The sequence below is a fragment of the Sediminihabitans luteus genome, assembly GCF_002797595.1.
GTDB classification, from domain to species: Bacteria; Actinomycetota; Actinomycetes; order Actinomycetales; family Cellulomonadaceae; genus Paraoerskovia; species Paraoerskovia lutea.
This window is the reverse complement of the sequence record NZ_PGFE01000001.1, coordinates 391464-410708: the sequence shown is the minus strand read 5'-3', so window position 1 is coordinate 410708 and position 19245 is coordinate 391464. Positions and strand designations below refer to the sequence as shown.

Below are 19245 nucleotides of genomic sequence, written 5' to 3'. Positions count from 1 at the left end.
CTGGGAGGGCTATGACATCGCTCTTCGAGAACCTTCCGCTGCCCGGCCTCGACGACCTCGCGCGCCTGCCCTCGCTGCACCGCGACGGCGGGTACGACGACGTCCCCGACGCCGAGGAGCCCCTGGGCTGGGGCGACGCCGACGAGCCGTCGGCGCCGCGGCAGAGCCCGTTCGCGCACCTCGACCCCGAGGCGCTCGTCGCGGGGCTCAACCCGCAGCAGCGCGCCGCGGTCGAGCACGCGGGCAGCCCGCTGCTGATCGTCGCGGGCGCGGGGTCGGGCAAGACCCGCGTGCTCACGCACCGCATCGGCTACCTGCTCGCGACGCGCCGCGCGCGCGTGGGCGAGATCCTCGCGATCACCTTCACGAACAAGGCCGCGGCGGAGATGCGCGAGCGCGTGGCCGCCCTCGTGGGACCCGCGGCCCGGAACATGTGGGTCTCGACGTTCCACTCGGCGTGCGTGCGGATCCTGCGCAAGGAGGCCAAGGCGCTGGGGCTGCGCTCGAGCTTCTCGATCTACGACGCGGCCGACGCGCAGCGCCTCGTCACGATGGTCTCGCGCGAGCTCGACCTGGACGTCAAGAAGTACCCGGCGCGCACGCTCTCGAACAAGATCTCCGACCTCAAGAACGAGCTCGTCGGGCCGCAGGAGTACGCGCGCCAGGCCGCGGCCACGGAGGACGGGTCACGCTCGGGCGGCTCGTTCGACAAGGTGCTCTCGGACGTCTACACGCGCTACCAGCAGCGGCTCGTGCAGGCGCACGCGCTCGACTTCGACGACATCATCATGACCACCGTGCACCTGCTGCAGGAGCACCCGGCCGTCGCCGAGCACTACCGCCGCCGGTTCCGGCACATCATGGTCGACGAGTACCAGGACACGAACCACGCGCAGTACGTGCTCGTGCGCGAGCTCACGGGCGTCGCCGAGGTGCCCGCGGACGCCGCGCCGCAGGACGTCCCGGCGGGCTACGTCGCGCCCGCCGAGCTCACGGTCGTCGGCGACGCCGACCAGTCGATCTACGCGTTCCGCGGCGCGACGATCCGCAACATCCTCGAGTTCGAGGCCGACTACCCGGACGCGCGCACGATCCTGCTCGAGCAGAACTACCGCTCGACGCAGAACATCCTGAGCGCCGCCAACGCCGTGATCTCGCGCAACCCGGACCGCCGGCCCAAGCGGCTGTGGACCGACGCCGGGCCGGGACGCCAGATCGTCGGCTACGTCGCGGACAACGAGCACGACGAGGCCCGGTTCGTGGCCAAGGAGATCGACGCGCTCGGGGACGCGGACGGCGTCCGGCCGGGCGACGTCGCGATCTTCTACCGGACCAACGCGCAGTCCCGCGCGCTCGAGGAGGTCCTGATCCGCGTCGGGCTGCCCTACAAGGTCGTCGGCGGCACCCGGTTCTACGAGCGGCGCGAGATCAAGGACGCGGTCGCGTACCTGCGGGCGATCGCCAACCCGGACGACGACGTCAACGTGCGTCGCGTCCTCAACGTGCCCAAGCGCGGGCTGGGTGACCGCGCCGAGGCCTCGGTCGCGGCGTTCGCCGACGCGGAGCGCACGTCGTTCGGCGCGGCGCTCGACCGGTGCGACGAGATCCCCGGCCTGACCACCCGCACCCTCAACCCGCTGCGCCGGTTCCGCGACCTCATGCGCGAGCTCGGGGAGATCGCCGCGGGCGGGGCGACCCCCGCGGAAATCCTGGGCGAGGTGCTCGACCGCACGGGCTACCTCGCGGAGCTGCGCGCGAGCGAGGACCCGCAGGACGCCTCGCGCGTCGAGAACCTCGCCGAGCTGCACGCGGTGGCGACCGAGTTCAGCGAGGCCGACCCCGAGGGTGACCTGGCGGACTTCCTCGAGCGCGTCTCGCTCGTCGCGGACGCCGACCAGATCCCGTCCTCGGACGACGCGGGGCACGAGGGAGCCCCTGTCGTGGACCCGGGCGTCGTGACGCTCATGACGCTGCACACCGCGAAGGGCCTCGAGTTCCCGGTCGTGTTCCTCACCGGGATGGAGGACGGCACGTTCCCGCACATGCGGTCGCTGCACGACGACTCGGAGCTCAGCGAGGAGCGTCGGCTCGCGTACGTGGGCATCACGCGCGCCCGCGAGCGGCTCTACGTCTCCCGGGCGGCCGTGCGCTCGGCCTGGGGCACGCCCAACGAGTTCCCCGCGAGCCGGTTCCTCGACGAGATCCCCGAGGAGCTCTGGGACTGGCGCCGGCGTGAGTCGTCGATGTCGGCGCTGCGCGGGCCCGGCGGGTTCACGGGCGGGTGGGGGAGCCGTGGCGCGGGCGGCTCGTCGTCGGGCGGTTCGTCGTGGGGCGGCTCGTCGTCGGGTGGTTCGTCGTCGGGTGGTTACTCGCGGCGCGAGGTCGAGCAGACGGCGCGCGCCCGGGCGGCGCAACGCAGCGGGACGACGACGCCCCGTGCGTCCGGGGCGATCCCGTCCCTCGCCGTCGGGGACCGGGTGACGCACGACGCGTACGGGCTGGGCACGGTCGTGGGGCTCGAGGGCAGCGGGCAGAACGCCGTCGCCAAGGTCGACTTCGGCGCGGACGGCACCAAGCGACTGCTGCTGCGCTTCTCGCCCGTCACCAAGCTCTGAGGACGCGGCCGGACGCCGAGCGCCCAGCGCTCGGGGGCTGCGACGGCCCGGATGTTTCGCCGGCCCGGATGCTGTGGCGGCTTGGATGTTTCGACGGCCCTGATGCTGTGCTGGCCCTGATGCTGTGCCGGCCCTGATGCTGTGCCGGCCCGATTGCCCTGTCGACTCAGGGAGCCCGTCGGCCGAAGGGGTTCCCCACGTCGGGGTCGCCGGCCCGGTGCGGGCGGAGCCGTGCGGGCGCGGGCCAGGGCAGCACGTGGCGGGTCACGGGGGCGTCGATCGCGCCGTGGTCGTCGGTCTGGACGACGACGCGGTCGGGCGTGACCTCGACCATGCGGACCCGCAGCGGCGGGTCGCCGGGGAGCTCGGGCTCGAGGGTCCAGACGTCGGCGAGCCAGCGAAGCCCCGCGTCCTCGAGCGCCTCCTCGGCCTCGAGCCACTCGACCGGGCCGGTGACGTCGCGCCCCAGGAGCGAGACGGCGACCCAGTCGTCGCCCGCGGGTCGGATCCAGCCGATCGGCTCGCGGTCGTCGGGGCGGCGGTGGGGGATCCAGTCGGGTGGCAGCATGTCGCGAACGTACCGTGCGGCGCTGCCGATGGCCCGACTCAGGCGGGCTCGGTGCCGGTGCGGCGCAGGGACAGGTCGTCGTCGACGCCGGGCAGGTCGGGGCGCACGCCGCGCCGACGGCGGTCGAGAGCGACCTTGAGCAGCACGCCCACGACGGCCCCGAGGATCGCGGTCACGGTGACCGCGGGCCCGGCGCCGACCGTGAGGAGCACCGCGAGGGTCACGGACGTGAGCGGCATGCCGAGGGTCGCGGCACTGCCGGCCGCGATGCCGCACGCGACGAGCCCGGGGAGGGTCGCGCCCGGCACGAGTGCGCCGAGCGCGCCGACCGCCATGCCGAGGTACACGGCGGGGAAGATCGACCCGCCGCGGAACCCGGTGCCGAGGCTCAGGGCGTAGCCCGCGGCCTTGGCGATCGCGATGACGACGAGCGCCCCACCGCTCGCCCCGGTCAGCGCGGCCATGGTCGACTGCCCCGAGAAGAGCACGGTGTCGACGTCCTCGCCCGTGAGCGCGCGGGCCGTGACCGCGATCGCGGCGAGCAGGAGCGCCCCGCCGAGGATCACGGGCAGCGGACGCCGGTCGGCGTGCGGCCGCAGCGCCTCGGCCGAGCGGGTCGCGAGCACCACGAGCCCGCCCGCGACGACGGCGACCACGACCCCGAGGCCGAGGTCGACGGGCGCGACGGTCGGGTACGTGCCGAGGTCGCCCGCGTCGAGGTTGGGCGTGCTCATGCCCGGCCAGTCCGCGATGCCGACGTGGACCAGGTAGCCGGTACCGAGCGCGAGCAGCACGGGCACGAGCTGGGCGAGTGGCTGCGGCGACTTGGTGCCGGGCATCAGGAGCGCGGCCTCGAGGACGAGCAGCACGGTCACCAGCGGGTTGCCCATGACGACGCCCAGCGCGGCAGCGGCCCCGGCGAGCACCAGGATGCGCGCGCGCGGCGAGCGGGCGCGCGCGACCGCGACGAACCCGATGCTCGTGCCGATCGCGAGCAGCGGCGCCTCGGGCCCGATCACGGCGCCGCACACGAGCGTCGCGAACGCCGCGAGCAGGGTCGAGCCGAGCTGGCGGGGCGTGATGTCGAACGCGAGACCGTCGAGCGGGTGGTGGCCGCCGTGCCCGTGCAGGTGCTTGGCGCCCCAGACCGCGACGGCTCCGGTGGCAAGGACGAGGAACACCCACCACCAGGGGGCGTCGTCGTGGCCGAACGACTCGGGGGCGGAGTCCCACACGAGGTGCTCGGCCTCGTGCACGAGCGACGAGTACACGGTGGCCCCGAACGCGGCGAGCGCACCCACGAGCGCGGCCCAGCCGAGCACGGTCCAGGTCTCGCGGGGGCCGAGGGGTGCGGGTGCGTCGTTCGTGGTCACGGGCGAAGTCAAGCACCAGCCGACGTCGACCGCGAGAGGGCGCGGGCGGCGTCCGCGGCCCGATGTGGCCGACGGAACACCCGTGATCGGGGTCACCGGCTACGGGCGCGGCCCTGCGGCGGTCTACCCTGTAGGGGGATGTCTCGATGTCGAGACACTTCAGCCATAGCCGGTCAGGGCTTGTCAGACGGAAGGACGCAACAGGGTGGACCTGTTCGAATACCAGGCGCGCGACATCTTCGAGAAGCACGGCGTTCCCGTGCTGGGAGGCGTGGTCGCGACCACGCCGGAGGAGGCTCGTGCGGGCGCAGAGCAGCTCGGCGGTGGGACCGTGGTCGTCAAGGCCCAGGTCAAGACCGGCGGGCGCGGCAAGGCGGGCGGCGTCAAGCTCGCCCACTCACCCGAGGAGGCCGCAGAGAAGGCGTCCGAGATCCTCGGCATGGACATCAAGGGCCACACGGTCCACCGCGTCATGATCGCCGCGGGCGCGCGCATCGCCGAGGAGTACTACTTCTCGGTGCTGCTCGACCGGGCGAACCGCTCCTACCTGGCCATGTGCTCGGTCGAGGGCGGCATGGAGATCGAGCAGCTCGCGGTCGAGCGCCCCGAGGCGCTCGCGAAGGTCGCCGTCGACCCGATCGTGGGCATCGACCAGGCCAAGGCCGACGAGATCGTGACCGCGGCGGGCTTCGCGGACGACGTCAAGGCGCAGGTCGCCGACGCGATCCAGAAGCTGTGGACGGTCTACAAGGAGGAGGACGCGACGCTCGTCGAGGTCAACCCCCTCGTCAAGACCGAGGACGGCCAGATCGTCGCGCTCGACGGCAAGGTCTCGCTCGACGAGAACGCCGGGTTCCGCCACGCGGACCACGAGGCGCTCGAGGACAAGGACGCGGCCGACCCGCTCGAGGCCAAGGCCAAGGCGAACGACCTCAACTACGTCAAGCTCGACGGCGAGGTCGGGATCATCGGCAACGGCGCGGGGCTCGTCATGAGCACGCTCGACGTCGTCGCCTACGCGGGCGAGGCGCACGGTGGCGTCAAGCCGGCGAACTTCCTCGACATCGGTGGCGGCGCGTCCGCGGCGGTCATGGCTGCCGGCCTCGACGTGATCCTCAACGACCCGCAGGTCAAGTCGGTCTTCGTCAACGTGTTCGGCGGGATCACGGCGTGCGACGCCGTGGCCGACGGCATCGTCCAGGCGCTCGAGATCCTCGGCGACGAGGCCAACAAGCCGCTCGTCGTGCGCCTCGACGGCAACAACGTGGTCGAGGGTCGTCGCATCCTCACCGAGGCGAACCACCCGCTGGTGACGCTCGCCGAGACGATGGACGGCGGCGCCGACAAGGCTGCCGAGCTGGCCAACGCCTGAGACCCGCCCGAGACGAGAGAGAACAGACAACAGACATGGCAATCTTCATCAACGAGGACTCCAAGGTCATCGTCCAGGGCATGACCGGTGCCGAGGGGCAGAAGCACACGACGCGCATGCTCGCGTCGGGCACGAACATCGTCGGTGGCGTGAACCCGCGCAAGGCCGGGACCTCGGTCTCGTTCCCCGCGGGCGAGGGCACCGTCGACGTCCCCGTGTTCGGGTCGGTCGCCGACGCGATGGCGACCACGGGCGCCGACGTCTCCGTGATCTTCGTGCCGCCGGCCTTCACGGGTGCCGCGGTCGTCGAGGCGATCGAGGCGGGCATGCCGCTCACGGTCATCATCACCGAGGGCGTGCCGGTCAAGGACACCGCCGAGTTCTTCGCGCTCGCGGAGAAGAAGGGCGTGCGCCTCGTCGGCCCGAACTGCCCCGGCATCATCAGCCCCGGGAAGTCGAACGTCGGGATCATCCCGGCCGACATCACGGGCCCCGGCAAGATCGGCCTCGTGTCGAAGTCGGGCACGCTGACGTACCAGATGATGTACGAGCTCAAGGACTTCGGCTTCTCGACCGCGATCGGCATCGGCGGCGACCCGATCATCGGCACGACGCACATCGACGCCCTCGCGGCGTTCGAGGCGGACCCGGAGACCGAGGCGATCGTCATGATCGGCGAGATCGGCGGCGACGCCGAGGAGCGTGCCGCGGCGTACATCCAGGAGCACGTGACCAAGCCGGTCGTCGGCTACGTCGCGGGCTTCACGGCTCCCGAGGGCAAGACGATGGGCCACGCCGGCGCGATCGTCTCGGGCTCGTCGGGCACCGCGCAGGCCAAGAAGGAGGCCCTCGAGGCCGCGGGCGTGAAGGTCGGCAAGACGCCGTCCGAGACCGCCGCGCTCATGCGGGAGATCCTCTCCGCCTGATCCTCGGCGACCACCGGTCGCCCGCACCACGACGGCGCCCGTCCCCTCTCGCAGGGGGCGGGCGCCGTCGTCGTTCCCGGGCCTGACCTGCGCAGATGTACGAATCGTTTCGAACCGTGTCGGTCAGGTGTCGCGTGGATCACAGTCCGGTAACAGTTATCGAACTGACTTTAGGAAGGGGTCCTGACAGTGCATAGTGTGACGACGACCACTGGTCTAGACCCCTCGGGGTCACCAGGCTCGACCCGCGACGCGCCGCTGCGTCGCACCCGGACCCTCCGGGCCCTCGAAGGAAGGCTGACCCGATGAAGATCAACCGTTCCGCCCGCGCGATCGCGCTGCTCGCCGCAGCGTCGTTCGCCCTCACCGCCTGCTCCAGCGGCGACGACAGCGCCGCCCCCGAGGACGGCGCCTCTGCCGCCCCGGCCGACCTCAAGGTCTGGTTCATGGACGGCTCGGTCCCCGACGACGCCCAGGCGTGGCTCAAGACCGAGTTCGAGAAGGAGCACGAGGGCTCGACCCTCACGATCGAGATCCAGCAGTGGGACGGGATCGTCGAGAAGATCCAGACCGCCATGACGTCGGAGTCGCAGACCCCCGACATCGTCGAGGTCGGCAACACGCAGTCGCCCACGTACACCGCGGTCGGCGCGTTCAGCGAGCTCACGGACGAGGTCGACGCGCTCGGCGGCGACGACCTGATCCAGTCGTTCATCGCGGCCGGCTCGGTCGGCGACAAGGCGTACACGCTGCCCTTCTACGGCGGCTCGCGCATCTTCTACTACGACAAGGACACGTTCGCGAAGGCCGGCGTCGAGGTCCCGACCTCGCTCGACGAGTTCAACGAGGTCGCCAAGACCCTGACCGAGAAGAACCCGAACAAGGTCGACGGGTTCAAGGGCGCCTACATCGCGGGCGTCGACCAGCACACGCTCGAGGGCTGGCTCTACACGCACGGCGGCCAGTATGCGGTGCAGGACGGCGACGAGTGGGTCGGCAACCTCGAGAGCCCCGAGTCGCAGGAGGCGCTCGAGCAGGTCTCTGACCTGTTCGCGGGCAGCGTCCTGGGCGCCGAGGACTCGGTCGCCGCCGCGCAGGAGCCGTGGAACGACTTCAACGAGGGCTCCGTCGCGATGTTCTCCGGCCTGACGTGGGCCGAGCCGAACATCTCGGCCGACATCGACTACGGCGTCTTCGCGCTGCCGGGCATCGAGGCCGGCACGCTCGGCAAGACGTTCGCCGGTGGCTCGAACATCGGCATCGCCGCCAAGAGCAAGAACCAGGCACTCGCCAACGACGTCCTCGAGCTGCTGTTCTCCGAGGACTTCCAGGTCATGATGGCGCAGAACGGCTGGGTCCCCGGGAACACGACCTACGCCGACGCGCAGGGCACCGCCCCCAACGCCAAGCTGCTCGCCGACGTCGCCGCGAACTCGCAGCTGACGCCCGCCGCGCAGAACTGGGCCCTGGTCGAGGGCGCGAACCTCGACAAGGACTTCTGGAAGGCCATCGCGACCGGGGCCGACCCGGCCGCGACCGCCAAGGAGTACGACGCCAAGATGGTCGAGCTGCTCAACAAGAAGTGACCCGCACGGTGCAGGGGGCGTCGCGCGCCGCGACGCCCCCTGCACCACGGCCCGACCCTGGAGGTGATCCGTGGCCAGCCCCGCCCCCGTCGTCCGCGCCAAGCGACCGACACCCCCGACCGACGACGCGCCCGCGCCCGTCGTGCGCAACGTCAAGCGCCGTTCCGCGCTGCCCTACCTGCTCGTCCTGGGCGCCGTCGTCATGGTCGCCCTCGCGCTCGGCTACCCCCTGGTGCGGCAGTTCGTGCTCGCGTTCCAGGAGTACGGCCTCGCGCAGTCGTTCGGCATGCCTGCCGAGTTCGTCGGCCTCCAGAACTTCCAGGAGGTGCTGAGCGACCCGTACACCTACGAGGTGTTCGCGCGGTCCCTCATCTTCTGCTTCGTGACCGCCGCGGTCACGATGATCATCGGCGTGTTCTTCGCGTTCGTGATGATCCGCATGTCCGGGTGGGCGCGCACGCTCATCCAGACCATCCTGCTGCTCGTGTGGTCGATCCCGATCGTCTCGTCGCTCACGGTCTGGCAGCTGCTCTTCGACACGCGCTTCGGCGCTGTCAACTGGGTGCTCGAGCGCGCCGTGCCGTGGTGGCAGGACGACTACAACTGGCTCGGCCAGGCCACCGGGATGCTCGTCATCGCGTCGATCATCGTGACCTGGATGTCCGTGCCCCTCGTGTCGTTCATGGCCTACTCGGGCCTCGCCCAGGTGCCCGACGAGATCAACGAGGCGGCCGAGCTCGACGGCGCCAACGGCTGGGAGAGGTTCCGGTTCGTGACCGTCCCGGTCATCGCGCCCGTGCTCTACCTCATCGGCCTGCTGCAGATCATCTGGGACCTGCGGGTGTTCACGCAGATCAAGATCCTGCAGGACTCGGGCGCCTCGCTCGAGGACACCGACGTCCTCGGCACGTACATCTTCCGGCTCGGCATCGGCCAGGGGGACTTCGGCATGGCCTCGGCGACCGCCACGATCGTGCTGTTCCTGACCGTGTTCGTGACCCTGCCGTACGTCTACCAGCTCTTCAAGAACGACAAGGAGGAGACGGCATGAGCACCACGACCGCGCCCCCGAGCGCGAAGGACGAGGCCGTCGTCCCGCAGCGCAACCCGCACCGCGGGCGCAAGGTCCGCATCGCCGCCAACACGTTCGCGGTCGTCGTCGGGCTGATCTGGTTCTTCCCGATCTACTGGATGATCAGCTCGGCGCTGCTGCCGAACTCCGAGTTCCGCTCCTCGACGCCCGTGTTCGTCAACCTGCACCCCACGTTCGAGCACGTCCAGGGCGTGCTCTCGGACGACCGGTTCTGGTCGGCGCTGTCCGTGAGCGCACGCGTGACCGCGATCGCGGTCGTCGTCGCGGTGTTCCTCGCGTTCCTCACCGCCGTCGCGATCAGCCGGTTCCGGTTCGCGGGGCGCGGCGCGCTCATCGCGACGGTGCTCGTGATCCAGATGATCCCGGCCGAGGCGCTGTTCATCTCGCAGTACAAGATGCTCGACGGCTGGGGCCTGCTGAACTCGGTGTTCGGCCTCACGCTGCTGTACGTCGGGATCATCGTCCCGTTCAACGTCTGGATCCTCAAGGGGTTCATCGACGGCGTCCCGGTCGAGCTCGAGCAGGCCGCGATGATCGACGGCTGCACGCGGTTCGGCGCGTTCTTCCGGGTCACGCTGCCGCTGCTCGGCCCGGGCCTGGTGACCGCCGCGATCTTCGCGATCATCACCGCCTGGAACGAGTACACCCTCGCGCTCGTCGTCATGGGTGGCGGGAACGAGACGCTCCCGCTGTGGCTCCAGACCTTCTCCGGGGCCAACCAGGCGACCAACTGGGGAGGCATCATGGCCGGTTCGGTGCTCATCGCGCTGCCCGTCATCATCCTGTTCATGACCGTGCAGACGCGCATGGCGGCGGGGCTCACGGCCGGGGCGGTCAAGGGATGACGCCCGCGCTGTTCCCCGCGCCTCGCGCGCTGACGCCGCTCGACGGCCCCGGCGTCCCGGCGGACATCGCCCCCGTCGTCGTCCTCGACCCGCAGGTCCCCGCGCAGGGGTACGTGCTGCGGGTCGCGGACGGCGCGGTCGAGCTCCGGCACGCGGACGACGCCGGGCTGCGGTACGGCCGGCAGACGCACGCCCAGCTCGTCGACGCCGCGAAGGCAGAGTCCGTGCAGGCCGGCGCCGTGCAGGACACCCCAGTGCTCCTGGACCCCGTGCTCGTCGAGGACTCGCCCGACGTCCTGGTGCGCGGCTTCATGCTCGACGTGAGCCGCGACCGGGTGCCCACCCGGGCGACGCTCGCGCGGGTCGTCGAGCTGTGCGCGGCGGCACGGATCAACCAGCTCCAGCTCTACACCGAGCACACGTTCGCGTACGCCGACCACGAGGACGTGTGGCGCGACGCGTCGCCGGTCACGGCCGACGACATGCGCTGGCTCGACGACCTGTGCGACGAGAACGGCATCGAGCTGGTCGCGAACCAGAACGTGTTCGGCCACATGGAGCGTTGGCTCGTGCACCCGGCGTACCAGGACCGGGCCGAGGCGCCCGGCGGGTTCACCATGGCCGGCATCCCCATGCCGTCCGCGGTGCTCGAGCCCACGCCCGACAACGCGGACTTCGCGCACGCGCTGATCGCGGAGATCACCGGCACGGTGCGCAGCCGGACCGTCAACATCGGCGCCGACGAGACGTTCGAGCTCGGCATGGGGCGCAGCGCGGCGCGGGTCGAGGCCGAGGGGCGCGGCGCGGTCTACGCCGAGCACCTGCACCGGCTCGTCGACCCGCTCGTCGCGCAGGGCTTCACGGTCCAGTACTGGGCCGACATCCTGGGCCGTCACCCCGAGTACGCGGCCACGATGCCCGAGGGCTCCGTGCCGATCGTGTGGCTCTACGACTCGCCCGCGACGTTCGACCGGGCGCGCGCCCTGCCCGCCGAGCTCAAGGCGATCCTCGAGGCGTTCGACATGGTGCCCGAGACGATGCTCAAGGGGTTCGCCGACCGTGCCGGCGCCCTCATCGAGCACGGCATCGGGTTCTGGGTCGCGCCCGGAACGAGCACCTGGCTGTCGTTCGTCGGGCGCATCGACAACGCGGTCGAGAACATGGTCGACGCCGCCCGCACCGCACGTCGGCACGGCTCGGGCGGGTACCTGAACACCCAGTGGGGCGACCACGGCATGATCGAGCCGCCCGTGTTCGGGTTCGTGCCCATGGTGCTCGGTGGCGCGTACGCGTGGTGCGTCGACGCCAACGAACCCCTCGACGTCGCGGACGTCGCCTCGCGCGTCGTCCTCGACGACCCGAGCGGGCGCGTCGGGGCCGCGGTCGACCGTCTCGGCCGGCTCTGGGCCGAGCTCGGCGTCCCGACGCTCAACGCGTCGCCGCTGTGGAACCGCGTGTTCCCGGACCGACCCACCATGGGGATGGACGCGCTCGACCCGGCGCGCGTGCAGGCCGTGATCGACGTGATCGACGCCGAGCTCGCGAGCCTCGCCCGCGTCGAGCCGCGCAGCGACGAGGCCGCGCTGTGCGTCGAGGAGGTCGCGCACGGCGCCCGGTTCGCCCGGCTCGGCGCGCAGCTCCTGCTCGACGACACGACCCGGGCGCAGGGCGTCGCGGCCGAGCGGCTCGCGACGCTCGACGCGCTCGTCGCGGCGCAGCGCACGCTGTGGGCGCGGCGCTCGCGGCCCGGCGGGCTCGAGGACAGCCTCGCGAAGCTCGAGCCGCTGCGCCGGTCGCTGCGCGACGCGGCGTCGTAGCGTGTCGGCTGCATAGCGTGTCGGGGGCGCGCCGGGCCGGGTCTCCCGCCCGCGCGTCCCCGTCGGCGACGATGGGCGGGTGAGCGCACCCACCCGACCCACCACGACCGCACGGCGGACGCCGCCGCGCACCGTCCCGGGCGAGCCCCTGGCCCGCCCCGAGGGTCGCCTCGCCGAGCTGCGGTCGGCCGCCGCGGGCGCGTTCGCCGCGCTCCAGGCGCTCGGGCTCTCGCTCGCGATCGTCGTGCTCCCCGCGATCGTCGCCGGCCTCGCGGTCGCGGACTCGGGCGAGGACAGCTGGGGCGGTGCCGTGCACGTCGCGCTCGGCATCTGGCTGCTCGGCCATGGCGTCCCGTGGGCCGCCGGGCCGGTCGTCGTGACGCTCGCACCCCTCGGTATCACCCTCCTCGCGCTGTTCTGCTGCTACGTCGCGGCCAAGCGCACCGCGCACGCGACCCTCGGGTCGTGGGGCGCGGCGACGGGCGTCTACGCGGTCGCGGCCTTCCTCCTGGCGATGCTGGCGCGCGAGGCCCCGGGCTGGTGGGTCCTCGTCGCGCTGGTCGGCGGGGGAGCGGTCGGGGGCCTCGGGTTCGCGCTCGGGATCCTTGCCCGGCCCACGTCCCCGCGGCTCGCGGACGTCGCCCCGTGGTGGCTCGTGCGCGCGACCGACCACGGTGTCGGCGTCGGCCTGCGCGGGGCGGCGCTCGCGACGTCCTCGCTCGTCGCCCTCGCCGGGGTCCTGGTCGTGTGCTGGGCGGTCGCGGGGCGTGCGACGTCCGCGGACGTCGCGGACGCGCTCTCGCCCGGTGTCGTCGGCGGGATCGTGCTCGCGATCTCGCAGCTCGCGCTCGTGCCGAACCTCGTGGTGTGGGGCGTCGCGTGGCTTGCGGGGCCGGGGTTCGCGGTCGGTTCCGGCACGACGTTCGCGCCGACCGAGCAGGTGCTCGGACCGGTGCCCGCGCTCCCGCTGCTCGGCGCGCTGCCGGGCGACGGCTGGGTGGGCGGGCCATGGGCCGCGGCCCCGCTCGCCGTCGTCCTCTGCGGCGCACTGGCCGGCGTCCTGGTCTGGCGCCGCGCGTCGGACGTCGCGGGCGAGGTCCCTCCGTGGCGCGACCTCGCGACCGGGGTCGGCACGGCCGCGCTCGGGAGCGGTCTCGTGCTCGCCGTGCTGCTGCTCCTCGGCTCGGGCGCGGTCGGGCCCGGCACGATGGCGCAGGTCGGCGCCGCCCCGCTGCTCGTCGGTGGCGTCGTCGCGGGCGAGGTCGCGCTCGGCGCCGCGCTCGTGGTCGGGACGCTCGGAGCGCGGGCCGCGTGGCGCACCCGGGGCGAGCGCGCCGACCGCCGCTGGCACGCGGTCGACGAGGACTCGTCCCACGCATCGACCTCCTGAGCGCCGCCCCGCTCCGGCACGGAGGTGTCGCTGGACCGGTCGCGCACCGATCGAGGCTTCGCTAGCGTGACGCTCATCAGCGACACCCCGCCACCCGTGCTGGGGCGTGCCGACGAGCTGCGAGCCGTCCGCACGCTCGTCGCCGACGCGCGGAACGGTTCGAGCGGCTCCCTGCTCGTGCGGGGCGACCCGGGGATGGGCAAGACGACCCTGCTCGAGGCCGCGGTCTCGGAAGCCGTCGGCGTGCGGGTCCTGCGCGTCGCGGGCTACGAGGTGGAGTCGGCGATCGCCTACGGGGCGCTGCTCCGACTCGGCCGGCCGCTCGAGGCGTACCTCGCGTCCCTGCCCGCCGAGCAGCGGGAGGCGCTCACCGTCGCGGCGGGCTCGGTCCGCGGGCACGCCCCGGCTCTCGCGCTCGTCGGACTGTCCATGCTGACGTTGCTCGCGCTGGCAGGGGACGACGAACCGCTCGTCTGCGTCGTCGACGACGCCCACCACCTCGACGTCGAGTCGCTCGAGGTGCTCGGATTCGTCGCGCGCCGGTTCTCGGCGGAGTCCGTCGTCCTGCTCGTCGCCGCACGCCCGGACGCACGCGTCGACCGGGCGCTCGCGGGGGTGCCGACGCTCGCGCTCGAGGGCCTCGACGCCGAGTCCGCCTCCGAGCTCCTGCGCAGGACGGTGGGCTCGCCGATCGACAGCGGCGTGGTCGCGGACGTCCTCGACTACACGCAGGGAAATCCCCTCGCGCTCCGGGACCTCGGGAGCGAGCTGACGGCGCGCCAGCTCACGGCGGCGTCGGTCGCAGGGGCACCCATGCCGATCGGACGCCACCTCGAGGACCACTACTTGCGGCGTCTGCGCGAGCTTCCTCCCGACGCGCGGACCTGGCTCCTCATCGCCGCGGCCGAGTCCACGGGCGACGCCGAGGTGGTGCGCGCCGCCGCGAGCGCCGCCGGCCTCCCGGAGTCGGCCTCGGACGGCGTCGAGGAGGATCTCGTCGTCCAGGTCCGTGAGGCTGTCACGTTCCGTCACCCGCTCGTGCGGTCGGCGGTCTACAACGGCTCCCCGGACGCGCACAGGAGGCGTGCTCACGCGTTGCTCCGGGACCAGGCGGTCGCACGTGGACGCCCCGAGGTCGCGGCGTGGCACGCGGCCGCGGCATGTCCCGGCAGGGATGCGCGTGTCGCGGAAGGCCTCGTCGAGGCTGCCCGCGCGGCGGCGTCGCGGGGCGGGCTCCGGACCAGTGCCCATCTCCTCGCGCGTGCCGTCGAGCTCGAGCCCGTGCCGTCGCGGCGCGCGGAGCGGCAGATCGAGGCGGCCGAGGCGGCGATCGGTGCGGGGGCCGCGCTCCTGTCGCGACAGCTTCTCGCCGAGGTCGACGAGGCGGTCCTCGACGCGTCACTCCGAGCGCGCCGCCTGCTCGTGCGTGCGCTGTGCGGGCTCTTCCTGTCGGATCCGGCGGAGCTCGTCCACGGCGCGGAGATGCTCCTCGCAGCGGCGGCTGAGGCGCACGGCGTCGACGCCGAGCTCGAGCAGCGGGCGACGCTCCTGGCGTTCTCCTTCGCCCCGACGACCGAGGGCCGAGCGGCGCAGCCGTGCCTCGCCGACCTCGGCGTCCGGATGCGGGACGCGGCGGAGGTGGCCCACACGCCGACCGCCGTGGTGCTGCGTGCCCTCGCCGCGTTCGTCCTCGAGCCGTACGCCCGGGCGGTCCCGCTCCTGCGTACCGCGGTGGCGATGCTCGACGGGCTCCCCGACGACGAGTTCCTCACGGTCAGCTACGTGTCGTTCTACGCGCCGGTCGCGCTGTGGGACCTCGAGACCGGAGCGCGGTTCCTGAACCGCGCGGTGCGGCTCGCGCGTGCCCGGGGAGCGGTCCGCGACGTCGACGCCGCGCTCTGGACCCTCAGCTCGATCGAGCTCTCCCGCGTGAACCCGAGGCTCTCGGGCGAGTACCTGGCCCAGGCGGCCGAGCTCCGCAGAGCGGTCGGGTACGTCGACGAGCAAGTGGTCAACGCCGCGCAGCTCGCATGGGTGGGGGCTCCGACGGCGGACGTCGAACGGCTCTCCGCCGCGATGGGGGCGATCGGGTTCGGTGGCCCGGTGCGCATGGCGGAGGGGGCGCTCGCGATCGTGGACATCGCTCGCGGGGAGTACGAGCGCGCGTACGGGAGGCTCGCCCACCTCGTGGGTGACCCGTTCCTGCAGGCGAGCTTCCATCACGTCCCCGAGCTGGTCGAGGCCGCTGCGCGTGCGGGCCGGACCGCGGCGGCGCACCAGGCGGCCGAGCTCGTGCACCGGTACGCGGCCTCGACAGGGTCGCCGTGGGCGCTCGGCATGTCCGAGCGCGCGAGTGCACTTCTCGCGCGCGGAGCGGACGCCGAGGCGCACCATCTGGCGTCGATCGAGCATCTCGGGTGCCCGGGGCACGAGGGCGACCAGGCGCGGGGCCGGCTCCTGTACGGGGAGTGGCTTCGCAGGGTGCGGCGACGCGGCGACGCCCGGAGCCAGCTCGCGATCGCGATCGAGGCGCTCGACCGCGCCGGCGCCGCCGAGTTCGCGGCGCGCGCACGCCGGGAGATGACCGCGACCGGGGAGTACGACGAGGTGGGGCCTTCGCGCGCGAGCGCACTGACCCCGCAGGAGATCCAGGTCGCGCGGCTCGCCGCGGCGGGAGCTACCAACGCGGAGATCGGCGCCTCGCTCTACATCAGCCCGAACACGGTCGACTACCACCTCCGCAAGGTGTTCCGAAAGCTCGGGGTGAGCTCGCGCCGTCAGCTCGCCCCGGCGCTCGGCGTCACTCGCTGACGAGTCCGCGCCGCGCGGTCCGCGGGCCCGCCCGCCGCGACGGACTACGAGGAACGCGTGGTCCGTCGCGACGGCGCGTCCGTGATGCTGGTGCGACAGGGCCGGCCGGTCCTGGGCGCATCGCACGGGGAGGCCCGCATGCCCTACATCACGGTGGACGACGGGACGCAGATCTTCTACAAGGACTGGGACGGCGGCGGCAGCCCTGTGCTCCTCAGCCACGGCTGGCCCTTGAACGCCGATGCCTGGGAGGCGGCCGCGTTGTTCCTCGCGGAGCGCGGGCATCGCGCGGTGGCCCACGACCGCCGGGGCCACGGACGGTCGACGCAGTCCTGGGCGGGCAACGAGATGGACACGTACGCCGACGATCTCGCCTGCCTGCTCGACACGCTCGGGCTCGAGGACGTCACGCTGGTCGGGCACTCGACGGGTGGCGGGGAGATCGTCCGCTACGTCGGCCGGTACGGCACCGCCCGTGTCGGCAAGGTGATCCTGGTGTCGGCGGTTCCGCCGATGATGGTCGCGACGGACGACGATCCGGACGGGCTGCCGATCGAGACGTTCGACGCCATCCGTGCCGGCGAGGTGCACAACCGGTCCCAGCTCTACCGTGAGCTCGCGGACGGGCCGTTCTTCGGGCACAACCGTGCCGGCGGGGTACCGCAGGGGACGCGCGACGCGTTCTGGCTCCAAGGGCTCGCGTCGGGGACCCGCAACGCCTACGAGTGCATCGAGGCCTTCTCGGCGACGGACTTCCGGCAGGACCTCGCCGCGATCGACGTCCCCACGCTCGTGATCCACGGTGACGACGACCAGATCGTCCCGTTCGACATCAGCGGCCGGCGCTCGGCCGAGCTCGTGACCGGCGCCCGACTCCTCGTCTACGAGGGCGGCGCGCACGGGCTGCCCGACACGGCCCGCGAGCGGCTCCACGCGGACCTGCTCGCATTCATCGACGAATGACGACCGGGGCCGGCCGGCACGCGGCCGACCCGACCAGGTGACGACGACAGCAGGAGGAACCGATGAGCGACACGACGCCGGACACGATCGTCCTCGTCCACGGGCTGTGGGTCACGCCCCGCAGCTGGGAGGGATGGAGGGAGCACTACGAGGGGCGGGGATTCCAGGTCCTGACGCCTGCCTACCCCGGCTTCGAGATCGAGGTCGAGGCCCTGCGCGAGGATCCCGAGGTGATCGCGCGCCTCACGGTTCCCGAGACGGTGGACCATCTTGCGGCGGTCGTCGAGGCGCTGCCCAGGCCTCCCATCATCATGGGCCACTCGTTCGGGGGGACCCTGACCCAACTGCTCCTCGCCCGAGGGCTCGGCGCGTCGGGGGCCGCGATCAACTCGGCCCCGACGGAGGGGGTGCGGGTGACGCCCCTCTCCCAGGCGCGCTCGCTTTTCCCCGCGCTGAAGAACCCGGCGAACTACCACCGCGCGGTCGGCTTCACGCGCGACGAGTGGCACTACGCGTTCGCCAACACCGTCCCGCGAGCTGACTCCGACGAGGCGTACGACCGCTACGCGATCCCTGCGCCGGGGAACTGGATCTGGGCGTACGGCCTTCTCGCGAACTTCCGTCCCGGCCACCAGGAGACCTGGGTCGACTACTCGGCGGACCGCGCCCCGCTGCTCTTCATCGGCGGAGGGGCCGACCACATCATGCCGCCGTCGGTGAACCGGTCGAACGCCAAGCACTGGTCGAGGTCTCCCGCGCTCACCGAGTACGAGGAGTTCCCGGGAAGGTCCCACTGGACCTGTGCGGAGCCAGGGTGGGAGGCGGTCGCGGACCGCGCACTCGAGTGGACGCTCGCCCACGCGCGGCCCGCAGCACGACCCGTCGCCTGATCTCAGGGTCCGGGCCACCGTCGGTCCGGACCCCACCACACGTGTCCACCCGCACGTCAGCGCTCGCGGCGTGCCTGCGTGAGTACTCGCCCTCAACGATCGGAGCAGGTCATGTCCACGTTCATCCCGCCCTTCGTCCCACGGATCGTCTCGGCCCTCAGGTCGAGGCGCCGCGCTGCCGTCGCCTCCGCCGCGGCCTTCGCGGTCGGCCTCGCCATGCTGGGCGTCGCGGGGCCCGCTGCCAACGCCGGGACCACGGTCGAGGCAGGCCGAGGCCAGGCGCCCCGGCCGACCGTCGTGCTCGTGCACGGAGCCTTCGCCGACTCGAGCGGTTGGTCTCTCGTGAGCACCGCGCTCCAGGGCGCGGGGTACCCGGTGCTCGCGTTCTCCAACCCTCTGCGCGGCATCCCCTACGACAGCGACTACCTGCGCGACTACCTCAGCACCATCGACGGACCCGTCGTGCTTGTCGGTCACTCCTACGGGGGTGCGGTCATCTCGAACGCGGCGACGGGCAACCCGAACGTCAAGTCCCTCGTCTACGTCGCGGCGTACGCGCTCGACGAGGGGGAGTCCGTGGCTGCGGCGAACACCCTCGGGGGCGGGCACACCGACGTGACCGACCATCTCGTCGTCAGGCCGTTCCCCGGGGCCGCGGCGGACGACGGCGACGCGTACATCGACCCGGCGTTCTTCCCGCAGCTCTTCGCGCAGGACCTTCCGAAGCCCGTCGCGACGGCCATGGCCGGGAGCCAGCGCCCCGGCGCGATCGGCTCGCTGTTCGCGGCGTCGGGCGTCCCCGCCTGGAAGACCATCCCGAGCTGGTACATGGTGGCCTCGAACGACAGGATCATCCCGCCCGAGGCGGAGCGCGCCATGGCGGCACGGGCCGGCGCGACGACCGTCGAGGTCCGGAGCTCGCACGTGCCGATGATCAGCCAGCCACTCGCCGTGGTCGCGCTGATCAAGGCCGCAGCACGGTAGCGCCCCGGAGCG

General features: G+C 72.5%; 14 protein-coding genes. 12 read left to right on the top strand and 2 right to left on the bottom strand.

The features are described from left to right. Window positions 1-11: 11 nt before the first annotated feature. Window positions 12-2615, top strand: a complete 2604-nt coding sequence (locus tag CLV28_RS01880; protein ID WP_100421595.1) for a UvrD-helicase domain-containing protein — start codon at window positions 12-14, stop codon at window positions 2613-2615. Window positions 2616-2781: 166 nt separating this feature from the next. Here the strand turns inward: CLV28_RS01880 and CLV28_RS01875 are convergent, their stop codons facing one another. Continuing rightward, a complete protein-coding gene (locus CLV28_RS01875) occupies window positions 2782-3183 on the bottom strand; it encodes a hypothetical protein (RefSeq protein ID WP_100421594.1) in 402 nt (133 codons plus the stop codon). 38 nt (window positions 3184-3221) lie between these two features. After that, window positions 3222-4556 (bottom strand): chloride channel protein, encoded by a 1335-nt coding sequence (locus tag CLV28_RS01870; RefSeq protein WP_157802448.1) that lies wholly within the window; start codon window positions 4554-4556, stop codon window positions 3222-3224. Window positions 4557-4761: 205 nt separating this feature from the next. Here CLV28_RS01870 and sucC point away from each other — a divergent pair, with 205 nt between their 5' ends. The 11 genes from sucC (at window position 4762) to CLV28_RS01815 (ending at window position 19233) form a co-directional block, all read left to right on the top strand. Next, on the top strand, window positions 4762-5928 hold the full coding sequence (gene sucC / locus CLV28_RS01865; protein ID WP_100421592.1) for an ADP-forming succinate--CoA ligase subunit beta: 1167 nt from the start codon (window positions 4762-4764) through the stop codon (window positions 5926-5928). A 35-nt stretch (window positions 5929-5963) separates the two neighbouring features. Further along, window positions 5964-6854 (top strand): succinate--CoA ligase subunit alpha, encoded by an 891-nt coding sequence (sucD, locus tag CLV28_RS01860; protein ID WP_100421591.1) that lies wholly within the window; start codon window positions 5964-5966, stop codon window positions 6852-6854. Window positions 6855-7159: 305 nt separating this feature from the next. Next, window positions 7160-8440, top strand: a complete 1281-nt coding sequence (locus tag CLV28_RS01855) for an extracellular solute-binding protein (RefSeq protein WP_100421590.1) — start codon at window positions 7160-7162, stop codon at window positions 8438-8440. A gap of 70 nt (window positions 8441-8510) precedes the next feature. Then, on the top strand, window positions 8511-9491 hold the full coding sequence (locus CLV28_RS01850) for a carbohydrate ABC transporter permease (protein WP_100421589.1): 981 nt from the start codon (window positions 8511-8513) through the stop codon (window positions 9489-9491). Next, window positions 9488-10378, top strand: a complete 891-nt coding sequence (locus CLV28_RS01845; RefSeq protein ID WP_100421588.1) for a carbohydrate ABC transporter permease — start codon at window positions 9488-9490, stop codon at window positions 10376-10378. The genes CLV28_RS01850 and CLV28_RS01845 overlap by 4 nt, the downstream gene beginning before the upstream one ends. Continuing rightward, window positions 10375-12195, top strand: a complete 1821-nt coding sequence (locus tag CLV28_RS01840; RefSeq protein ID WP_100421587.1) for a glycoside hydrolase family 20 zincin-like fold domain-containing protein — start codon at window positions 10375-10377, stop codon at window positions 12193-12195. The genes CLV28_RS01845 and CLV28_RS01840 overlap by 4 nt, the downstream gene beginning before the upstream one ends. A gap of 79 nt (window positions 12196-12274) precedes the next feature. Then, window positions 12275-13585, top strand: a complete 1311-nt coding sequence (locus CLV28_RS01835) for a cell division protein PerM (protein ID WP_100421586.1) — start codon at window positions 12275-12277, stop codon at window positions 13583-13585. Between the two features lie 66 nt (window positions 13586-13651). Beyond that, complete coding sequence (locus tag CLV28_RS16170) at window positions 13652-16396, top strand: LuxR family transcriptional regulator (RefSeq protein ID WP_170062609.1); 2745 nt, start codon at window positions 13652-13654, stop codon at window positions 16394-16396. Between the two features lie 138 nt (window positions 16397-16534). Next, window positions 16535-17359 (top strand): alpha/beta fold hydrolase, encoded by an 825-nt coding sequence (locus CLV28_RS01825; RefSeq protein WP_100422332.1) that lies wholly within the window; start codon window positions 16535-16537, stop codon window positions 17357-17359. A 62-nt stretch (window positions 17360-17421) separates the two neighbouring features. Beyond that, window positions 17422-18249 (top strand): alpha/beta hydrolase, encoded by an 828-nt coding sequence (locus tag CLV28_RS01820; protein ID WP_100421584.1) that lies wholly within the window; start codon window positions 17422-17424, stop codon window positions 18247-18249. Between the two features lie 111 nt (window positions 18250-18360). Next, a complete protein-coding gene (locus tag CLV28_RS01815) occupies window positions 18361-19233 on the top strand; it encodes an alpha/beta hydrolase (RefSeq protein ID WP_239073141.1) in 873 nt (290 codons plus the stop codon). The last annotated feature ends 12 nt before the right edge of the window (window positions 19234-19245 follow it).